The sequence below is a fragment of the Aphanizomenon sp. UHCC 0183 genome, assembly GCF_009712065.1.
In the GTDB taxonomy this organism is placed as follows: domain Bacteria; phylum Cyanobacteriota; class Cyanobacteriia; order Cyanobacteriales; family Nostocaceae; genus Dolichospermum; species Dolichospermum heterosporum.
Genome location: NZ_VILC01000032.1, coordinates 1 through 20,122, shown reverse-complemented (window position 1 = coordinate 20,122; position 20,122 = coordinate 1). Strand labels below are relative to the sequence as shown.

The following is a 20,122-nucleotide window of genomic DNA, read 5'->3' as shown; positions in this document are numbered from 1 at the left end:
CTTAGGCTACAGATGGCTTATTTGTTTGGCTTCCACACCCGCCAGGGAATAAATTCCCTGTCTCATAGCTCAAGTCTGTTAGAATGGACTAATAAATTTTCCTAATGTTTAGTCATCAAAAGACAACTTTTGCTATTAGACTGGGAATTTATTCCCTTTTGAATAAATTCCAGACTCTCACAATTAATAATCCTGAAAATCCTTAAATCCTGGAAATCCTGATTCAGACAAAATATTAGTTTTAACATAAAGGAACTTTGAATAAAATCCTGACTCTCATAATTAATAATCCTGAAAATCCTGATTCAGACAAAATATTAGTTTTAACATAAATTAACTTTTAACAAAATCCTGACTCTCACAATTAATAATCCTGAAAATCCTTAAATCCTGGAAATCCTGATTCAGACATTTATCTTATTCTTTGCGACTTTGCGCGAAATCAAAAACCTAATAAACTAACAACTATCCAACTATCCCCCTATTCATACATAATGAATAACCCCCATCAACAATTACTCCAACAAATAGACCTCATGCTTCGCGCCCGCTATCCCCTACTATATATAGTCGGAGTCGAAGAAGAACCAATAGAACAAGTCCTCCAACAACTCACCCAACTATCCCAGACACCACGACAACTATTATTATGGGATATCGTCACCGGTTGGGATGACAACGGAACTGATAAAGGTTCTGTCATGGGTGCATTATCAAGAATTACCAAAACCCCAGAAAATACAACCATAATTTTTGTATTGCGAGACATCCATTTTATCCTCAAAAACCCCGAAACAGAAAAAAATGCTCCCGTAATTCGGGCTATCAAAAACCTCACCCGTCAACTCAAACGCACACGCCAAACCCTCATCCTCACCAGTCATATATTAACCATTCCCCCAGAACTACAAGAAGAAATTACAGTTATTGATTTTCCCTTACCCAACATCCAAGAAATAGATTATTTAATTCAGCAATTAATAGTCCCCGAAAAACTTAACTTAAATGGACTAGGAAAAGAACAATTAATCAAAGCCTGTCAAGGATTAAGTCGCGCCAGAATTAGAAGAGTTTTAGCTGCCGCTTTAGCAGCAAAAGGACAAGTCAACGAAACAGATATTGATAGAGTTTTAGAAGAGAAAAAACAAGCAGTTCGCCAAACCGGAATCTTAGAATTTTACACCGCCAATGAATCATTAAAAAACGTCGGTGGATTGGAAAATCTTAAACAGTGGGTGCGAATGCGTCAAGATGCTTTTACCGAAGAAGCACGACGTTATGGAATCCCCAACCCCAAAGGCATTTTATTAGTAGGAATCCAAGGAACAGGTAAATCATTATCAGCCAAAACTATCGCCCATGAATGGCGTTTACCATTGTTACGTTTGGACGTGGGGAGATTATTTGGGGGTATAGTGGGAGAAAGTGAAAGTCGCATTCGGCAAATGATACAATTAGCAGAAGCAATATCACCCTGTGTATTATGGATGGATGAAGTAGATAAGGCTTTTGGTAATATTAATAGTGGTACAGATGGTGACTCTGGAACATCGCGCCGGGTATTTGGTACACTCATTACCTGGATGCAAGAAAAAACTAGTCCGGTGTTTATGGTGGCTACTGCTAATAATGTGCAAATATTACCAGCGGAGTTATTAAGGAAAGGGCGATTTGATGAAATTTTCTTTTTAAATTTACCTACGGAAAAAGAACGCCATGATATTTTTAAAGTCCACTTGCAAAAAATCCGTCCTTCCCGACTGCGAGATTTTGATTTACAGAAACTTGCAAGTCATAGCGAAAATTTTAGCGGTGCGGAAATTCAACAGGTAATTATTGATGGTATGCACCGCGCTTTTGGTAGTTTAATTGATGGTAATAGGAGGGATTTTAACACTGAAGATATTTTAGCGGCGGTATCGGAAACTGTTCCTTTGGCGGCTATTGCTAAGGAACAAATTACTAGTTTAAAACGCTGGGCTGCGGAAGCTGGCGCAAGAACGGCTTTTATTGATACGCTGTTAATTGAGGAGTTGAAGGTTTATTCTCAGCAGCAGGGTTTGGGTCCTTTGGAGGTGGATTAAATAATAAAAGAAAACGAACCGCAGAGGCGCGGAGGACGCGGAGGGAAGAGGTTTTGGAGAGATTTTTATAGGAGTTGATTTTTTATGTCTCATTTTACAACTATTAAGGTGCAAATTAAACAGGGTGAAGTTTTGCTTGACGTTTTGCAAGAGTTAGGTTATCAAGTTGAACAAAATACTCAGGTTCGGGGTTATATGGGTGATAAAACTAATGCTGAATATGTGATTAAGCAATCTAATGGTTATGATTTGGGTTTTCGTAAAAATGGAGAAGGTTATGAATTAGTTGCTGATTTTTGGGGTGCGAAAATTAATCAGCAGGAGTTTATTAATAATATTAGTCAAAAGTACGCCCATAAAACTTTGATGGAAACCATACAAACTAAGGGTTTTAATGTGGAGGAAGAGGAAGTTTTAGCAGATGGTACTGTGCGGGTTTTAGTTGGTAGATGGGTTTAAATAAGATCCCCGACTTCTTTTTAAGATTTTATCAATAAATGATTAAATAAGGTAAGAAGTCGGGGATCTGAGGACAAAAGGAAAAATCATTATGGCTGAATATCAAAAAGTTGAATATCGCATTGGTAAAGATGGTAAAATTGTGGAACGGGTTTTAAATGCAATCGGTTCTAGTTGTGTGGAAACAACAAAAGGGTTAGAAAAGTCCTTGGGAGAAATAGAATCTCAGGAATTGTTACCGGAATATTATCAAGATGATGAGTTAATTACCACTTCCGAAAATCAATCTTTACAACAACAATAAACTAGAATAAACTAGATCCCCGACTTCTTAAAGAAGTCGGGGATCTGAACACCAACTACATAAACAAATAATATGCTAGAACAAATTAATGATATTGCTTTTGCTGTAATTCTCGTAATCATTGTTTATATTATTCTCCGGTTTTTATTCCCAGCAAATAATCAAGATATACCTATTAATAATCAACCCGTAACTTCTCTAGACACAGAACATAAGATTAAAGAGTTAGAAATTCAATGTCAACGACTACGAGAAGAATTAAAACAACAATCTCAACAATTACAAAGTGATTTTCAACATGAAACTTTTACCCAATTACAAACTTTACTCAGCAATTATCCCACAGTCAAAAAAATGGCTTTAGCTAAACCTGACTTACCTGCTAAAAACTTAGTTTCTCTATTTACATCTTTAGATAATTTAATTACTAATTGGGGTTATAATGCTATTGGTGAAACTTGGGAACAGGTTAATTATAATCCCCAATTACATCAAGCTGATAGTGATGATATTCAAGAAGGAGAATTAGTATATATTCGTTTTATTGGTTATAAAGATGGTGATAAAGTTCTCTATCCTGCAAAAGTTAGTCGCACTCTTCCACCAGGATTCAATAATACTTAAACTCATGAATTTGTAGGTTGGGTTGAGGAACGAAACCCAACATTTACTGCTTACAATTTTTTAGATAATATATTTATTCTGTCTTAACCCAACATCAAGATATCAATTATCTATCATTTTTGTTGGGTTGCGCTTCGCTTAACCCAACCTACTACTTAAATTATGACAACTATCGCAATTGATTTTGGTACAAGTAATACTGTAATTAGTATTTTAGAGGCTGATACTCAACTACCTAAAAGTTTACGTTTTCCTAATTTATCCCGTGTATTTGTGGGTGTCACTTCTCAAGGTGAAAGAGTAGAATATCCGGTTATTCCTAGTTTAATGTTTATTAAATTAGGTAATAATATTATATTAGGTGAAGGTGTTCGTAGTCAAAGATTAGGACTTTCTCAAAGTTATCCTCCTGAACGGTTATTTAAAAAGTTTAAACGTGATTTAGCTGGAGATTATCAACCACCAGCAATCCAAATTGATGGCATAAATTATAATTCTGTCTCTGTTTGTGAGTTATTTATCCAAACTATTTGGACAGAAATACAAAAGCAAAATATCCAACCTAGTCATTTAATTTTTACTGTTCCTGTGGGTGCATTTGAACGTTATTTAGATTGGTTTCGAGATTTAGGTCAAAAATTAAATGTTCCTCAAGTTTCCATTGTTGATGAATCTACAGCAGCGGCTTTAGGTTATGCTGTTAAAAGTCCCGGTAAATTGATTTTGGTAGTAGATTTTGGTGGGGGAACTCTCGATTTAAGTTTAGTTAAAACTGTGACTAATTCTGATGAAAATAACAGTTTACGCGCTGAGGTTTTAGCTAAATCGGAAGCCTACGTAGGTGGTGAAGATATTGATGTTTGGATAGTTGATGATTATTTACATTCTCAAAATTTAACACCAGAACAAGTTGGAAAGATTGGTTATCAGAATTTATTAGAAATTGCCGAAAGGTTAAAAATTCAATTATCAAAAAATCAATCTGTAGCTGAAAGTTGGTTTGATGATGAATCTTTTATGTCTTATGAATTAAAAATTAATCGTGAAAAATTAGAGGAGATTTTAGAATATAGACAGTTTTTACAACAGTTACGAGATACCTTAGATGAAGTTTTAGCTTCTGCTTTGCGAAAGGGTATTAGTAAAAATGATATTGAACAAGTTTTATTAGTGGGAGGAAGTTGTTTAATTCCCGCAGTTCAACAATTAATTATTTCCTACTTTGGTAAAGCTAAGGTAAAACTAAATAAACCTTTTGATGCTGTCTGTCATGGTGCATTAGCAATTACACAAATTACCGAAATAGATGATTTTTTGCGTCATAGTTACGCAATTAGATTATGGGAAAGTTATAGCAAAAGTTATATTTATCATCGCTTATTTACCAAAGGTGAAAAATATCCTTGTCAACGTCAAGAATGGTTAAATCTGCAAGTTGCTAGTAATGGACAAAAAGAAATTCGTTTAGATATTGGTGAATTAGCTGATATGTCACTAACTGAAATTGCTTTTGATGCTTCGGGAAGAATGACTTCTAGCACTCTTCAACATCAAGAAAGTTACCGTTCCTTAGATAATCAAAATCAACAGGTTTGTGTGGCAAAACTTAACCCTCCAGGTGAAGCAGGAATGGATAGAATATCGGTGTTGTTCGAGGTTGATTCTCGACGGACTCTATTAGTAACTGTGAAGGATTTATTAACAGCAGAAGTCTTAGTTAGTAGGGGTGAAACTTATAAATTAGCATAAAACAATACCAGGGTTAGTATGTTGAAGAAGGAGTCAGGAGTCAGTAGCCAGGAGTCAGAATCAATCAGTCGAGGATTCAAACCTGCGACTGATTAAAGACCACCAAATCTACGATTTGGTGGGGGTCTTAAACCCAGTTATTCATCCGCCACTCGTTAAGTTGACACCTATGAAGCTTTTGCTTTAAGTAGGTTAGCCTTGAAAATCGTCGTTATGGCAAGGCAAGAGGCAAAAGGCAAGAGGCAAGAGTGAAGAGGGTTTGGGCGATTTTACTTTTCTTTACACAGATTGGTTTTATTGTGTTCACCTACTTACCCCTACGTTTAGAATCAAACAATCAAGCCGTTTTGAGTATAGTTCAATAAAATATCTGGCGTTGCTGATTAAGAGTATGATTTTATTATGCCTACGGCACGCTGCGCGAACACGCAGAGGCGCTCCAGTCGCAGAGAGTAAGAGTTTCATTTTTTTGATTTTTCAATTTCATACCTCAATTCAGCAACGCCAAATATTTCAAATTCCATGACTTTTGCCAATTACCCAATTACGTCGGAAAAACCGTGCTAGTGCTGATTCTTCCAAAGATAAATAAATCGGTCTACCATGAGGACAGGTGCGCGGGTTGCGGGTACGTTGCCAATTATCTAATAAGGTCTGCATTTCTGGTAAACTCATTTTTGTGCCATTGCGAATTGCACTCCGACAAGCAACAGCAACTTGAGCAGTTTGTAAGTCCCCTCCCCAACTTAATTCTAAAATTGCTTCTGCACAATCTTCTCGTTGTTTTAACATCATAGGAATGTTACGCACTGCCCAAAGGTTATCACCAAATGGTTCTATATCTAAACCAATGCATTGTAATTGGGAAACCTGGGCTTGTGATAATTGATAAATAATAATTGGGGTTTCTACAGCTACTAATTGCCAACTATCACATAATTGTTCATATAATACTCGTTCATGGGCTATATGTTGTTCTACTAACCACATTCCTCCAGAATGTTCAGCAACAATATAAGTATTACTCAGTTGGGCAATGGCTTTTAAATAGGTTTGATTTTCACTACTTTGGGATTTTTGAGAGTTGAAGTTATATTCACCTTTTGATTCTGCGACTTTCAATAAATTACTAACTCTGGTTGTGTGAATGGATTCTTTTATATTGGTTTCCGAAATCCGCAGAGATTTGTGAATAGCTTCAGTAATTTGTTCTTGCCAAAAAGTTAGTTCATTGAGATAAATTTCTGTTTTGGCTGGGTTACGATTCCAGTTAATTTGTTCTGGGGAAATAGTTAAGTGTAGAAAACAAACGGGATAGCGATCGCGTGGTAATATCTTATGAAAGGCTGAAAATATTGTCTGTTCTAGTTCTGGCGTTTTAATCATTCTGCCATTAATTGCCACTTTTACCCAATCAGGACGATGACGATGGCATCTATCGGGTAATCCTATCACCAAATGCAAAGACGAATTTTCCAGATTTGGTATTTGTAAATTCACCTCATGTAAATCACCTTGTCGCACCTGGGGGAGAATTTGGGGAATCAGTTTTCCCACAGTTGGTGCGGGACAAATCGTAAACCATTCTTTGTCATTTTGCCAAATTTGATAATTAACATGAGGATGACACAAAGCTATCTGTTGAATGACATTTTGTACAGCCTTTAATTGCTGATTTGTCGCCGGTAAACCCTGACGACGAGCTTCATAATTAGCAAATAAATTATTAACTGTTACTACTGTACCCGGTGCGATCGCTACCACTTCTACTTGTGATACTTCTCCTTCATTATTATAAGCAACTCGCCAACCTTCACTTCCCCCCAAAGGACGACTTAAAACTTCTAAATCTGCCAAAGTCGTTAAACTATGTAGCGCCTCACCACGAAACCCCAAACTGCTAATTTTCCATAAATCTGCACTAGAATGAATCTTACTGGTACTGTGGGCAGTTGCGGCTTGTTGTAAATCATCCAAATTCATGCCACAACCATTATCAGCCACACGAACTCGCCACATTTGCGGCCATAAAGAAACGACAATGCGTGTTGCTCCAGCATCTAGGGAATTTTCCACCAACTCCCTGACAACAGCTACCCAAGAGTCAATTACTTCTCCTGCCGTAATTAGATATACAACCTCTGTTGGTAAAGCTTGAATTGTAGATGCCATTATCATTAAAAATTACTAATTAAAAATTAAAAATTGTCTTTACGGTTAGATAATTAGCTTACAATATTATGACTGCAAAATATTAATTTCTCAAATCTGCTGTCATTCTAAAGAAATACGAATTAATAAGGGATATTTGGTAAATTTCTGATTAGATTAGAAGCAGAGAAAAGCTTATGAGTATTAATTTAGTTGCTGATGTTAACGACTTAAAGAACAGTCTTCTATGGGGTCAACCTGCTTTTACAATTATTGATGTGCGCGATCGCTCAAAGTACAATTATAGCCGCATCACCGGAGCAATTTCCATCCCCCTCAATGACTTGGAATCTCGCGCTCAAACCTCCCTATACAGAGAACGCCAAATCTACATTTACGGCGAAAATGACAGCCAATCAGCCCAAGCTGTAAGAACCCTACAATTCCTCGGTTTTACAGCCGTAGCTGAACTGGGCGGTGGCTTACCAGCCTGGAAATCCATCAACGGTGCGACAGAAGGGGTAGAGGGTTGAAAGGAGTAGGGGGAGTTGGGGAGGTATGGGAGGTTAGGGAGGTAGGGGAGGTTGGGGAGGTAGGGGAGGTAGGGGAGGTTGGGGAGGTTGGGGAGGTAGGGGAGGTAGGGGAGGTTGGGGAGGTTGGGGAGGTTGGGGAGGTTGGGGAGGTAGGGGCGGTAGGGGCGGTAGGGGCGGTAGGGGCGGTAGGGGAGGTAGGGGCGGTAGGGGCGGTAGGGGCGGTAGGGGATAAAAGAATCTTGTCTCCCCCAACTCCCCCAACTCCCCCGACTCCCCCGACTCCCCAACTCCCCAACTCCCCCGACTCCCCCAACTCCCCCGACTCCCCCAACTCCCCCAACTCCCCCAACTCCCCTGTCACCTACCTCAACAACCCAGTTAACAAAGATGCTGGACGTTGACTATGAGGCCAAGCGAAAGCATGACGGAAAGCTGCCTCTTGACAAGCTTGTAACTGTTGAAAATTGATAATGTCGTAAGTCAAAAGATTTTCATATTCAAAGGGAAGACGCACATTATGTAAACCCGCATTATCCGTACAAATAGCGATATCCACCCCAGCTTCAAAACATCGGTCAAAAACCAACTTGAGTTGCCGAATATCCTGTAAAGTCCCTGTTTTTAAATAAGTTGTTGGACAAACCTCTAAACATTGTCCTCTTCTGGCAATTTCTGGCAGTAACTCAGGATACAAAAGCGGAACTTGGATTCCGTGACCAATTCGCATTAAATAGGGTAACAATTCTGGATAACAACCATCCTTAGTTTCATAAAGATGCCCTGTGGTGTTAATACCCAGTGAATGGGCATAATTATATAAACTAATCCATTCTTCCATGCGTTCATCATAATAGCGATCGCCACCAGCCACATCTATCGCACAAACATACTTTCTATTTTGCGCTGCCAAATCAATAATTGCCTTATTTACCTCAAAAGATAAACGGGAGTGCATACAAAGAATTTGACTAGTAACAATCGGATAGTCGGGTACATAACTAGATTTACCCACAATATCCACAATTTCCGCCATTTTATCAATTCTTTCACCTTGACTCAAATGTTCAGGAGTTCGCAAATAGGGAGTATAGCGTAATTCCAAATAAGCCAAATTCTCAAAAATATAAGCACCACGTAATAAACGGTAAATGAAGTAAGGTAAAGTTTCCACCGTTTGCACACTTTCCACAAGGGTATGCAATTCTAGATATTCATCCAAAGTATTACGAGGACGAGTATAAAAATCTTCAAACTCTGCATATTCACCAAAGCGAGAAATTAACTCAGCATTATGACGCTGGAAATACCGCCATAGTACACGAGGTACAACTGAACCACCTAAATGCCGATGTAATTCTGCGTATAAAGCCATAGTGGTATTTCACCAGGAAAATTTCATCAATCTTAACAAAAACCACTATAAAAAACTAGGACTTAGGAATTGACGCAGTTTACCAATGGTCTAAGTAGGTTGGTGTTGAAAATTGTCGTTATGGCAAGGCAAAAGGCACTCATGCAAGAGGCAAGAGTGAAGAGGGTTTGGGCGATTTTACATTTCTTTACACAGTTTGGTTTTATTGTGTTCACCTACTTATTCCCAATTACTGATTTATAAAAATAAATATCAAGCTTGTAGTTTAAATCAACATTTTTTAGCTAATTAGTGAGATAATGAATTCGTGAGGCAAAGAACGGACATAACTATATTGTGAGAGGGGGAAATTTTATGAAACTTCAACTATTAGCCGTTATGGCCTTGATAACTCCCCTGTTTCTAGCTAATTCAGTTCAAGCTGGCAGCCAAAAAGATTTACAGAAACTTTTGTCAACTAGAGAATGTGTCCAATGTAACCTATCAGGACTCAACCTCAGTGGTACTCATTTAATTGGTGCAGACTTACGAGGCGCAGATCTTCAGGGTGCTAACCTAACAAATGCTAACTTAGAAGGTGCTGACTTAACTGGGGCAAACTTAGCAGGTGCTAATTTAACATCAGCCTTTGTTACCAACGTCAATTTGAAAAAAGCTAACTTAAACGGCGCAAATCTTACCCGCGCCACAGTCAATGATTCCAACGTCTATCAAGCATCAATGGACAATCTTAACATTACTGATGCTGGTATATATAACACAGGAATCGGTATTGGTGGCGAAGATGGAGCTAACTTTCCTGACTGGGATTAAGTAGATTAACTAGGACTTACGCACTATACAAATTAGACATGATATGTTTTATGCGTAGGGTGCGTCAGATGGAAAAATATGGCTAATGTGGTTAAATTATCGGGTCTGACGCACCCTACAAGAGACGAAAAACCGCAATCCATCTTTAGTAAAAGTTGTCAATGCGTAAGTCCTATTAACTTAGGAAACTCCAAAAAAAAGAGGCTATAGATATTTAAACTGTCTATAACCTCAAATTAAGTCTGGGTATTAAACTAACTGATTAAGCAAACGCCGCTTTCTTTAAAACGTCTACCTTATCAGTGTGTTCCCAGGGTAAATCCAAATCCGTTCTTCCCAAATGACCGTAAGCTGCAACGTCCTGATAAAAACGTCCGCCTCTTTCACTTGGTAAGTTACGTAAATTGAACACATGGATAATTCCCGCTGGCCGGAGTTCAAAGTTATCCTTGACCAAGTTCAACAGAATTTCATCATCAACCTTACCTGTACCAAAAGTATCAACAAAGATACTCACAGGACGCGCTACACCAATGGCGTAACTTAGCTGCACTTCACATTTTTCTGCTAACCCAGCCGCAACAATATTTTTTGCTGCATAACGAGCCGCATAAGCCGCAGAGCGGTCTACCTTAGTGGGGTCTTTTCCAGAAAAAGCCCCGCCACCATGTCGAGAATAACCACCGTAGGTATCAACAATAATTTTCCGACCTGTTAAACCGGAATCTCCTTGTGGTCCACCAATCACAAACTTACCGGTGGGGTTGACCAGAAACTTTGTTTCCTGACTGGGTTTAACAGTAATATCACCAAATATAGGTTCTACTACTTCTGCCCACAGGTCAGCCTTAATCTTAGCCTGTACCCCAGCATCATCGCTAATATCCCCAATGGTAGCTGTATGTTGGGTGGAAATTAAGATGGTGTCAATACCCACAGGTTTGCCATCTTCATAAACCACAGTAACTTGGGTTTTACCGTCAGGACGCAAATAAGGAAGAATACCAGCCTTACGAACTCCTGCCAATCTTCGCGCAATGCGGTGCGCTAAACTGATAGGTAAAGGCATAAGTTCTGGTGTTTCGTTACAAGCGAAACCAAACATGATACCTTGATCACCAGCACCAATTTTATCGAATAGCTCTTCACTATCCTCAGTTCTGGCTTCTTTGGCAATATTCACACCTTGAGCAATATCCGCTGATTGTTCATCCAAGGCAATTAGAACACTGGCACTATCCGCAGAAAAGCCATTATCAGCGTCAGTATAGCCAATTTCCGCAATCTTTTTACGGGCAAGATTGACGTAATTAACATGAGCTTTAGTGGTAATTTCTCCAGTAATTAGCACCAAACCAGTATTAACTACAACTTCTGCTGCCACACGGCTATTAGGGTCTTCTGCTAATAGCGCGTCAATAATGGTATCCGAAATTTGATCACAAATTTTATCGGGATGACCTTCTGTAACTGACTCGGAAGTAAATAAATAGCGTCGAGACAAAGGAATTTCCTCCTGAAAGAATGTTTTCACTGATGAGATACATCAGTTACTAATTTCTGAAATCATAACAATATTTACAGTTTTTGGAATAAGTATCTTTTATCCCAGTGTTTAAAGGCTTATATGTATAACAAGAGCCACTCAGATCCCCGACTTCTTTGAGAAGTCGGGGATCTTGTTGTTGAGAGTATCTACCAGAAAAGTCCTCAGTAACCTGAGATTGGATCACCGTTACGGTTTTGGTAACTATAAAGGATACAATACTTCATATACACAGTATTGGTAATATCTTCACAAAACGACGGTGATGAAAAGAATTCTTATTTTGACCGCTAACCCTACTAACACAAAACCGTTGCGTGTAAGTGAGGAAGTGAGGGAAATCAAAAGTGCTTGGGAGCGATCGCTCAACCGTGAACAATTTACAATTATTGTAGAAGAGGCAGTCCGTCCTCAAGAACTTCGTCGTACCCTATTAGGTCATAAGCCAGATATTGTGCATTTTTCAGGACATGGTGGAGGAGAACAGGGTTTAGCTTTAATGACAGATAATGGAGAAGCCTTTTTAGTCAAAGTTGCTCCTTTAGCCAAATTGTTTAAAGCATTACAAGAAATCTTTTTTATTGATTGTGTTTTTCTCAATGCTTGTTATTCAGATGTACAAGCAGAAAGTATTTATCCTTATGTTAATTATGTCGTCGGGATGAATCAAAAAATTGGTGATCAAGCCGCTAAACAATTTGCTATTGGTTTCTACGATACTTTATTTGCAGGACAATCAATTAAAAGTGCTTTTGATTTAGGATGTAATGCGATTGAAATGGAACATATTCCAGAGCATTTAACTCCGATTTTGAGGACAAAAGATGCAACGACTAAAAAAGCTATTATTCAGGGTGTACCTGAGTCGAAATCTGAACCTATTCAACCAAGAGATATTAATATTCCTTTTGAAAATTTAGATGGTCAAGTCCCCCTAAATTCTCCTTTCTATGTTGAACGTCCTCCCATTGAAGCTACCTGTTACACTGCTATTGTAAAACCTGGGGCATTAATTAGGATTAAAGCACCTCGACAAATGGGGAAAACTTCATTAATGAGTAGGATTTTAGGTCAAGGAGAAAAGCAAGGTTATCAAACAGGATTTATTAATTTATGGAGTCGAGAATTATTTAAAAATCTGGATAGTTTTTTAGAGTCTTTTTGTGCAAATGTCAGTTTAGAATTAGGGATTGAAGAAAAGATAGATCAATATTGGAAACCTCAACGTTATAGCAGTCAAACTAATTGTACAAATTACTTCCAATCCTATCTTTTAAAAGAATTGAAACAGCCTGTAATTCTAGGATTAGATGAGGTAGATAGAATCTTTCAATATAGTGAAATTGCTGATGAATTTTTCACTATGTTACGTTCATGGCATGAAAAAGGCAAAAATAATGAAACTTGGCAAAAACTGAGATTAGTTCTTTCCCATTCTCAGGAAGTTTATATTTCTTTGGATGTGAATAAATCTCCTTTTAATGTGGGTTTACCAATTGATTTAAATAAGTTTAGTTTAGCACAGGTTCAGGATTTAGTTAAACGACATGGATTACAATGGTCAGATACAGAAATTAATCAATTAATGGGGATGATTGACGGTCATCCTTATTTGGTGAGAACGGCATTATATCATATTGCCACTAACGACTTAACTTTAAAGCAATTTTTAGAAATTGCTCCCACTGAAGAAGGACTATATGAAGATCATTTGTATCGTCATCTTTTGATTTTGGAAGAAAATCAAGAACTAAAATCAGCTATGTTAAAATTGGTTAATAGTGATGATGCCGTTACCTTAGAACCAATTTATGCTTTTAAATTAAAAAGCATGGGATTAGCAGAATCAAAAGGTAATAAGGTGATTCCACTATGTAATTTATATCGGCTTTATTTTGGCGATCGCTTGCAAGATTAATTGATGTCATTTAAAAAGCAAAATTTAGGTAATAGTAAAGTTTTGTTACATGATGTTTGATAGAATAGTTGTCAAAGTCCTGTCATGGTATATAATGCAAGTATTATCGGTTCTTTGGTTATTTTTATGGAAAGCCTGGTTCAAAATCATTGAAAGCGCTATTGTGTAGGCATTTCATTGAAAATATGGAAATAATTGTTTATAACTCTTGTCCCGTAAGGGTTTTGTTATCATCGATCCTCAATCACCATAAAAGAGACGCAAGAGCCGTATTATCTTACTTATCAAAGTGCGATGAAAGTAGATATGGAATCTAAATAACCAACAGTTAACAAAAAAAATGTCTAGGAGAGATAATTTACACTTATCATTACGTCATACCTTAGAAAAGGATGGTTGGCAAATTACCGATGATCCCTTAATTTTAGCACTAAAAAAAACATTACTCAAAGCCGATCTAGGGGCAGAAAAATTTTTCAGTGCTGATAAAGAAGACCAAAAAATTGCCATCGAAATTAAAGATTTTGATGCTCCTTCTGTAATCAGTGAACTAGAAAAAACCATAGGACAACTTCAACTTTATCAATGGGCTTTAGAAGAACAAGAACCAGAACGAAAACTTTTTTTAGGAATTAGTCAAGCTATTTATTCAAAACACTTTCAAAAACCTATTTTTCAATTGGTTATTAAACGTAATAAAATTAATCTAATTGTTTTTGATCCTGAAAATGAGGTAATTTTACAATGGATAAATCACTAAAGTATACTCAGATTTTAACCCAAGTTTTAAGAAAAGAATCTGCTATTCAACCTCGATTACAAAAACTTAAACTTAGTTCAGTTTGTGATCAAGAATCAGGACAATTTTTGATTATTATGACAGGTTGGGAAAAACAAACTTGGACTGATACTATTTTATTCCATGCTAGATTACTAAATGATAAAATTGTTATTGAAGATGATAATTTTGAGCAAGGATTAACAAATGCTTTAATTCAAGCAGGAATACCTCCAGAAGATATTGTTACCGAAATTCTTCAATAATAAGTAGTGAGACAGAATTAATTACACAATGTCATTGCGTAAGCGTTGCGTTATACTCAAAACGGCTAGAAACTGGACTTTTTTATCATACAAAGAACAAGCTTCAAAGCCTCTCCAATTATAAAAGCTGCTCCTTTTCCCTCCCTTGTAGGGGAGGGTCAGGGAGGGGTGCAAAGGAGAGGTTTACCAGAGGGGTTTCATATTTGGTTAAACTATGAACCGTTTGCAGTATAGCCATATGGAACGAAGTGAAATGAAGCAATTCCAAGGGTTGTGACTGCTTGCCTTCCCTCGCAATGACTGTCAATATTTTTGTCCAATTACTGAAGATTATAATATAACGATATGCACTTGAATGAGATACATCATAAGCCCCCTCCTCGCTTGCGGGGAGGGGGTTGGGGGTGGGGTTCTTATATCTCACTCAACCGAGAACCGCTATAGCATAGGAGCTACGCTAATTTATTAGTATTCAACAAGTGAAATGGAAAATTTAAACTCAGTTAATTATGAATATCAAGTAGGTGGTTCGCTCCCAGCTTCTGCGCCTACTTATGTTACCAGAAAAGCCGATAATGAACTATATCAAGCGATAAAAAAGGGAGAATTTTGTTATGTTTTAAACTCCCGACAAATGGGTAAATCTTCTTTAAGAGTTCAAACAATGAAACGGCTTAAAGAAGTAGATGGATTTGCTTGTGCTGCTATTGATTTAACTGATATTGGTTCAGCCAATATTACTCCTTTACAATGGTATGCAGGAATTATTAATGAATTAATTAATACCTTTGAATTAAATGAAAAATGTGATATAGATAGTTGGTGGGATAAATATGATCAAGAATCTTTGTCTGCGGTGAATTTCTTTGGTAATTTTCTCCGAGATATTCTTTTAAAATATGTTGATTCAAATATCGTTATTTTTATAGATGAAATTGATAGTATCATCAGTTTACAGTTTAATGTTGATGATTTTTTCGCTTTAATTCGCTCTTTTTATAATCGTCGAGTTGATAATACTGAATATAATCGTCTCAGTTTTGTACTATTAGGTGTAGCTACTCCCAGTGATTTAATTCAAGATAAAACGCGGACTCCTTTTAATATTGGTTATGGGGTGGAATTAACAGGTTTTACATTTCCAGAATCTCAAGCATTAGCAAAGGGATTAAGTGTTAAAACCAATCAACCGGAAAAGTTATTAGAATTAATTTTAAATTGGACTGGAGGACAACCTTTTTTAACTCAAAAGGTCTGTAATTTAGTTTTAAATGATCCCCACCAACCCCCCTTGGAAAGTGGGGAGTATGCAGAATGGTTAGAGAATTTAATTAGAACTAATATTATTGAAAATTGGCAAGCAAAAGATGACCCGGAACATTTACGCACCATTGAAAGACGGATTTTAATTGATGAACAAATGGCAGGTGAATTATTAGATATTTATCAAAATATTTATCAACAGGGAGAAGTAGTTAGTCAGAATACTGGAGAGGAAGGAAAGTTACAGTTATCGGGTTTAGTGGTGAAAAGAAATAATCACTTACAGATTTACAATCCCATTTATCGAGAAGTTTTTAATCAACAATGGATTGATAATCAATTAGCTGCATTACGTCCCTATTCTGAAGCGTTTAGGGCGTGGTATGGTTCAGGTCGTAAAGATAATTCTTGGTTATTACGAGGAAATGCTTTAAAAACAGCAGAAGCATGGGCAGAATCTAAGAATGTAAGTTTTCAGGATAAACAATTTTTAGCGGCTTCTCGTCAGCAGGAAATTGAAGAAGAAATTATTGAAAGGGAAAAGGAAGCTGAATTAGAAAGGGAAAGAAAGGAGAAAGAAGCGGCAGAAAGAGCGAGAATTATTGAAGAAGAAGCTAGAAAAAAAGCAGAAAAACAATTAGAGAAAGCTAAGAAAACAGGAGGATTAGTTTTATCTATTAGTGTAGTTTTTGCTGTATTTTTTGGCATAACCGCATTTATAGCAAAACAAAATACTACGAAAATGGAACAAAATATTTATAAAATCCGAAAACTATCAGAAGTAGCTTCTCGACAACTAAAAAATAACCAAGTAAATGAAGGTAATCAGCTTTTAAGTATTGCCGGTTTAGTTTTACAAGAAGAAATCAAAAATCCAGAACTTAAAGAAGCTTTATTAGATAGTTCTTTAGTTTTAGGATATGAATCTTTAAAAACAGAAAAGGATAAAAATCCACAATTAGATCCAAAATATAACAAAGCTAAAGAAGATTTCAATAAAAGTTTTGAAAAATTACCAAAAGAAAATAATATTGATAAAAATGATTCTAGTTATTTAGAAACTTTAGTTTATATTTATTATGTAAAAGGTAAATTAGGAAAATCATTAGATAATTACAAAATAGCATTAGCTAAATATGATATTCTCAAATCTCAATTAAAATCTTATAATAATAATTTATTTAAGTTAGAGTTAGACCTGAATATTCTCTACAATGGTAATGCTGATATTGTCGCTAATCTTTATCGTCAGCTTAATGATTTAGATAGCTCAAATACAGTTTATTATGAATCTTTAAAAGCACATTTATTAGATGAATTAGACTATTTAATGAAGCAAAATAGATGGAAAGATGCAGATTTAAAAAATTCGGAGTTTGTTTCATTTTTCGCTAAAGGTGAATTAAGTTTTAAAAACCTTCAATGTCAGGATTTAAAAAAAGTAGATAATTTATGGGTTACAAACTCAAACGGAAAATTCGGTTTTAGCGTTCAGAAAAAAATATTTATAAAAACAGGCACTTTAGATTTTGACTCGAAAAGGGGAACATTTACAAAATGGAGCGAAGATGGGTATAATAGTTTTGGCGAAAAGGTGGGATGGAAGAAGGGCAAAGAGGAAGGGGGAAATTGGATAGCATGGGAAGAACTACCCGTTTGGGGTATTATAGAAAATAATAATAATTTAGATAGTGTGAGGAGGGGTACGTTACCAAGGTGGAGTTTTGGCGTGAACTACCCTTCTTCCTGGCAGAGACTTGTAGATTGTAATATATAAGCCATGAATCATGCAAATATATTGATTATCAGACAAGTAGTTTTCTACAATTTCTGCCCTTAACTCATTTCTGAAAAAAGCAATTAAAGCACAAGCATCTAAAATTAATATTCATCTTGCTAATTTTCCAAAGCAATCTCTATCTGTTTCTTACTTGCAAAATCATCGCTACTTGTCGCCAGATTAGAATACTTCCCTCGTAATGAATGAATTATAACTTGCTTAGTTTCCTCTTCTCTTCTTTTGCGGAGTATTTCAAATAGAAAATCTTGATCTTCTTTTGATAAACTGGCCAGTGAATTAATAATTTCTTGCAACGTTATCATAAAATCTCTGACAATTTAATCATTGGCAAATTATAGCACAATCTCCCAGTCGAAAGCTTCCCGTTATTCAAAAAGCCTTCTTGCATTCCCGCCGCTTTTGAGTTAGAGTAAATATATATAAGCGTATTTAATACCCACAGACGGCATAAAGCTTAAATTGGAATTTAGCCAATGCCTTTTTGAGAGTATAGAGAAATACCTGGCACAACCGTCTGACGAGTTAATTAAAATTCACGGTTATTGCAGCGAGTGGTAATATGATAACTGTATCCTGGTATTAAGAGGTTGTTTGAAAACTTTTTCGTGTGGGATCTGACACCCGCAGATCCCCCTAAATCCCCCTTTTCAAGGGGGACTTTGAGGAATTTAGCCCCCCTTTGTAAGGGGGGTTGGGGGGATCTCGATTAATTCTGATACTTTTCAAACATCCTCTAAGTCGCGCTTTTGTCGTGGCATTAGATATGAAGTCAAAACGGCTTTAATAAAAGACGGTTGGACTATCACAGATGACCCTTACTTTATTAAATATGAAGATGCTGAACTTTACGCAGACCTAGCAGCAGAAAAACCTATAGCAGCAGAACGTCAGGGACAGAAAATTGTGGTAGAAATCAAGAGTTTTGTGGGTAAGTCGCAGATGTATGATTTTCATAATGCCTTGGGACAATACATAGTTTATCGGAAACTTATTCAACTTACTGCACCAGAATATAAACTTTATTTAGCTATTGATGATGTTGTGTATGAAAAGTTTTTTCAACGTAAGTCTGTACAAGCAGTCATCCAAGAAAATCAACTTTTATTAATAGTTGTGAATACAGAAAAGGAGGAAATTGAACAATGGATAAACTAGAACAATATCGTCATGCTATCAAAAAGATATTGACAGAATATTACGAAATGAGTAATCCTCAAAATGTTGAAAATGGCAGAATGGAGGCTAGTGAACGTTTAGCCTTTGATGAAAAAAGAGATCAATATATTTGGTTTCGATTTGGCTGGGATGACAAAAAACAAATACAGCATATTATCATCTATCTTTGCATCAAAAACGGTAAAGTTTGGGTAGAAGAAGATGCAACTAATTTATGTGTTGTTGATGATTTGCTATCAACAGGAATACCTCAAAGCGATATTATTTTAGGTTTCCAGCATCCCAGTAAACGCAGTTTAACAGAATTTGCTACTGCTTGAATAGGTGACTATTCGTTATTCAAAAAGCCTTTTTGCATTTCCGCCGCTTTTGGGTTAGCGTAAATATATCTGAGTATAGAGAAACACCTGACGGCATTCGTGACGAGTTAATTAAAATTCACGGTTGTTGCAACGAGTGGTAATATGATAACTGTATGCTGGTATTGAGTCGCGCTTTGGTCGTGGCATCAGATGACGGTTACATTGTAAAAAATAATTTACCTTTATGTCACAACTAACGCCGATTCAACTAGAAGACGGAACAATTATTTATATTGAAGCATCAGAAAATATTGCTGTATCTATTCCCCAACCTCCAGAAAATGAGAACCTAGATTTTCTAATTCCCACCCCTGAACAAGCAGACCGCAGTTTTGGCTTAGAAAAACTGAACGAAAAACTGAATATTAAAGAACAGGGAGACAAACTCCAAAAAACTATTCAATCCTATTCAAAACATATTATTCAATCCTTCAAAGATTTAGCTCTAGCCGAAGTTGCTGAAGTTACTTTAGAATTTGGTGTTAATGTCGGAGGAATGACAGGAATCCCTTATATTGTTACAGGAGAAACCAGCAGTAATATCAAAATTACCGTTAAATGTAAATTTAATCAGAAATAAATTTTGTCAGAATCAGGTGGTTATCGAGCGAAGTCGAGATAATGTCCACCGATTAAAGGATGCACAGGATGTTATTGTTGAATTAATCTATGAATTTTCGGTATTATAGTGTTTAGAGAATGTTGTTTATTTTAGGCATTTACAAAATATTCTTTTTCACTCATCATCATAATCCTTATAATCCTTAATTCTGTCACAATCAAATAATATTCAAATATACTGCAAACGGTTTATAGTTTAACCAAATATGAAACCCCTCTTGTAAACCTCTCCCCGCAACGGGGAGAGGCTTTAAGCCTATTCGTTGTATTATAAAAAAGTCCAAGTTCTAGCCGTTTTGAGT

General features: G+C 36.5%; 18 protein-coding genes. 14 read left to right on the top strand and 4 right to left on the bottom strand.

The window, feature by feature from the left end:
• Positions 1 to 494 precede the first annotated feature (494 nt).
• The 5 genes from FJR37_RS12990 (at position 495) to FJR37_RS12970 (ending at position 5,220) form a co-directional block, all read left to right on the top strand.
• Positions 495 to 2,084, top strand: a complete 1,590-nt coding sequence (locus FJR37_RS12990) for an AAA family ATPase (protein WP_168466207.1) — start codon at positions 495 to 497, stop codon at positions 2,082 to 2,084.
• Between the two features lie 84 nt (positions 2,085 to 2,168).
• The gene (locus FJR37_RS12985; RefSeq protein WP_168466206.1) at positions 2,169 to 2,543 is read left to right on the top strand and encodes a DUF1257 domain-containing protein; all 375 of its coding nucleotides are present in this window, start codon (positions 2,169 to 2,171) and stop codon (positions 2,541 to 2,543) included.
• 91 nt (positions 2,544 to 2,634) lie between these two features.
• On the top strand, positions 2,635 to 2,847 hold the full coding sequence (locus FJR37_RS12980; protein WP_015079055.1) for a DUF2997 domain-containing protein: 213 nt from the start codon (positions 2,635 to 2,637) through the stop codon (positions 2,845 to 2,847).
• 72 nt (positions 2,848 to 2,919) lie between these two features.
• Positions 2,920 to 3,471 (top strand): nucleotide exchange factor GrpE, encoded by a 552-nt coding sequence (locus tag FJR37_RS12975; protein WP_168466205.1) that lies wholly within the window; start codon positions 2,920 to 2,922, stop codon positions 3,469 to 3,471.
• Positions 3,472 to 3,633: 162 nt separating this feature from the next.
• Positions 3,634 to 5,220 carry an Hsp70 family protein gene (locus FJR37_RS12970; protein WP_168466204.1) on the top strand — a complete coding sequence of 529 codons (1,587 nt, stop codon included), beginning with the start codon at positions 3,634 to 3,636 and terminating at the stop codon, positions 5,218 to 5,220.
• 513 nt (positions 5,221 to 5,733) lie between these two features.
• Here the strand turns inward: FJR37_RS12970 and mutL are convergent.
• Positions 5,734 to 7,392 carry a DNA mismatch repair endonuclease MutL gene (gene mutL, locus FJR37_RS12965; protein WP_168466203.1) on the bottom strand — a complete coding sequence of 553 codons (1,659 nt, stop codon included), beginning with the start codon at positions 7,390 to 7,392 and terminating at the stop codon, positions 5,734 to 5,736.
• A gap of 176 nt (positions 7,393 to 7,568) precedes the next feature.
• Here mutL and FJR37_RS12960 point away from each other — a divergent pair, with 176 nt between their 5' ends.
• Positions 7,569 to 7,904, top strand: coding sequence for a rhodanese-like domain-containing protein (locus tag FJR37_RS12960; RefSeq protein ID WP_027403295.1), 336 nt, complete (start codon positions 7,569 to 7,571; stop codon positions 7,902 to 7,904).
• Between the two features lie 361 nt (positions 7,905 to 8,265).
• Here FJR37_RS12960 and FJR37_RS12950 read toward each other — a convergent pair whose 3' ends face one another.
• Positions 8,266 to 9,276: an adenosine deaminase gene (locus FJR37_RS12950; protein WP_027403294.1), complete on the bottom strand. Its 1,011-nt coding sequence runs from the start codon at positions 9,274 to 9,276 to the stop codon at positions 8,266 to 8,268.
• A 354-nt stretch (positions 9,277 to 9,630) separates the two neighbouring features.
• Here FJR37_RS12950 and FJR37_RS12945 point away from each other — a divergent pair, with 354 nt between their 5' ends.
• Entirely contained in the window at positions 9,631 to 10,089 is a 459-nt protein-coding gene (locus tag FJR37_RS12945) for a pentapeptide repeat-containing protein (RefSeq protein ID WP_027403293.1), read from the top strand.
• 262 nt (positions 10,090 to 10,351) lie between these two features.
• Here FJR37_RS12945 and metK read toward each other — a convergent pair whose 3' ends face one another.
• On the bottom strand, positions 10,352 to 11,593 hold the full coding sequence (metK, locus tag FJR37_RS12940) for a methionine adenosyltransferase (RefSeq protein ID WP_027403292.1): 1,242 nt from the start codon (positions 11,591 to 11,593) through the stop codon (positions 10,352 to 10,354).
• A gap of 307 nt (positions 11,594 to 11,900) precedes the next feature.
• On the opposite strand from metK, the gene FJR37_RS12935 reads away from it, so the two are divergent.
• From FJR37_RS12935 to FJR37_RS12920, 4 genes are all read left to right on the top strand, one after another.
• On the top strand, positions 11,901 to 13,553 hold the full coding sequence (locus FJR37_RS12935) for an AAA-like domain-containing protein (RefSeq protein ID WP_168466202.1): 1,653 nt from the start codon (positions 11,901 to 11,903) through the stop codon (positions 13,551 to 13,553).
• Positions 13,554 to 13,893: 340 nt separating this feature from the next.
• Complete coding sequence (locus tag FJR37_RS12930) at positions 13,894 to 14,313, top strand: XisH family protein (RefSeq protein ID WP_015080192.1); 420 nt, start codon at positions 13,894 to 13,896, stop codon at positions 14,311 to 14,313.
• Positions 14,298 to 14,597 (top strand): element excision factor XisI family protein, encoded by a 300-nt coding sequence (locus FJR37_RS12925; RefSeq protein WP_015080193.1) that lies wholly within the window; start codon positions 14,298 to 14,300, stop codon positions 14,595 to 14,597. The genes FJR37_RS12930 and FJR37_RS12925 overlap by 16 nt, the downstream gene beginning before the upstream one ends.
• 484 nt (positions 14,598 to 15,081) lie before the next feature.
• Positions 15,082 to 17,637 carry an AAA-like domain-containing protein gene (locus tag FJR37_RS12920; protein WP_168466201.1) on the top strand — a complete coding sequence of 852 codons (2,556 nt, stop codon included), beginning with the start codon at positions 15,082 to 15,084 and terminating at the stop codon, positions 17,635 to 17,637.
• 119 nt (positions 17,638 to 17,756) lie between these two features.
• Here the strand turns inward: FJR37_RS12920 and FJR37_RS12915 are convergent, their stop codons facing one another.
• Positions 17,757 to 17,954: a hypothetical protein gene (locus tag FJR37_RS12915; protein WP_217355268.1), complete on the bottom strand. Its 198-nt coding sequence runs from the start codon at positions 17,952 to 17,954 to the stop codon at positions 17,757 to 17,759.
• A gap of 463 nt (positions 17,955 to 18,417) precedes the next feature.
• Between FJR37_RS12915 and FJR37_RS12910 the strand changes: the two genes are divergently transcribed.
• The 3 genes from FJR37_RS12910 to FJR37_RS12900 all read left to right on the top strand — a co-directional run bounded on the left by FJR37_RS12910 (position 18,418) and on the right by FJR37_RS12900 (position 19,779).
• Entirely contained in the window at positions 18,418 to 18,816 is a 399-nt protein-coding gene (locus FJR37_RS12910; protein ID WP_168466220.1) for a XisH family protein, read from the top strand.
• Positions 18,804 to 19,157: a XisI protein gene (locus FJR37_RS12905; protein WP_168466199.1), complete on the top strand. Its 354-nt coding sequence runs from the start codon at positions 18,804 to 18,806 to the stop codon at positions 19,155 to 19,157. The genes FJR37_RS12910 and FJR37_RS12905 overlap by 13 nt, the downstream gene beginning before the upstream one ends.
• A 226-nt stretch (positions 19,158 to 19,383) precedes the next feature.
• Entirely contained in the window at positions 19,384 to 19,779 is a 396-nt protein-coding gene (locus FJR37_RS12900; RefSeq protein WP_168466198.1) for a CU044_2847 family protein, read from the top strand.
• Positions 19,780 to 20,122: the final 343 nt, after the last annotated feature.

Bases quoted from the DNA above. Each gene is read 5' to 3' on its own strand.
- FJR37_RS12990 (WP_168466207.1), top strand. From the start codon at position 495: ATGAATAACCCCCATCAACAATTACTCCAACAAATAGACCTCATGCTT.
- FJR37_RS12985 (WP_168466206.1), top strand. From the start codon at position 2,169: ATGTCTCATTTTACAACTATTAAGGTGCAAATTAAACAGGGTGAAGTT.
- FJR37_RS12980 (WP_015079055.1), top strand. From the start codon at position 2,635: ATGGCTGAATATCAAAAAGTTGAATATCGCATTGGTAAAGATGGTAAA.
- FJR37_RS12975 (WP_168466205.1), top strand. From the start codon at position 2,920: ATGCTAGAACAAATTAATGATATTGCTTTTGCTGTAATTCTCGTAATC.
- FJR37_RS12970 (WP_168466204.1), top strand. From the start codon at position 3,634: ATGACAACTATCGCAATTGATTTTGGTACAAGTAATACTGTAATTAGT.
- mutL (WP_168466203.1), bottom strand. From the start codon at position 7,392: ATGGCATCTACAATTCAAGCTTTACCAACAGAGGTTGTATATCTAATT.
- FJR37_RS12960 (WP_027403295.1), top strand. From the start codon at position 7,569: ATGAGTATTAATTTAGTTGCTGATGTTAACGACTTAAAGAACAGTCTT.
- FJR37_RS12950 (WP_027403294.1), bottom strand. From the start codon at position 9,276: ATGGCTTTATACGCAGAATTACATCGGCATTTAGGTGGTTCAGTTGTA.
- FJR37_RS12945 (WP_027403293.1), top strand. From the start codon at position 9,631: ATGAAACTTCAACTATTAGCCGTTATGGCCTTGATAACTCCCCTGTTT.
- FJR37_RS12935 (WP_168466202.1), top strand. From the start codon at position 11,901: ATGAAAAGAATTCTTATTTTGACCGCTAACCCTACTAACACAAAACCG.
- FJR37_RS12930 (WP_015080192.1), top strand. From the start codon at position 13,894: ATGTCTAGGAGAGATAATTTACACTTATCATTACGTCATACCTTAGAA.
- FJR37_RS12925 (WP_015080193.1), top strand. From the start codon at position 14,298: ATGGATAAATCACTAAAGTATACTCAGATTTTAACCCAAGTTTTAAGA.
- FJR37_RS12920 (WP_168466201.1), top strand. From the start codon at position 15,082: ATGGAAAATTTAAACTCAGTTAATTATGAATATCAAGTAGGTGGTTCG.
- FJR37_RS12905 (WP_168466199.1), top strand. From the start codon at position 18,804: ATGGATAAACTAGAACAATATCGTCATGCTATCAAAAAGATATTGACA.
- FJR37_RS12900 (WP_168466198.1), top strand. From the start codon at position 19,384: ATGTCACAACTAACGCCGATTCAACTAGAAGACGGAACAATTATTTAT.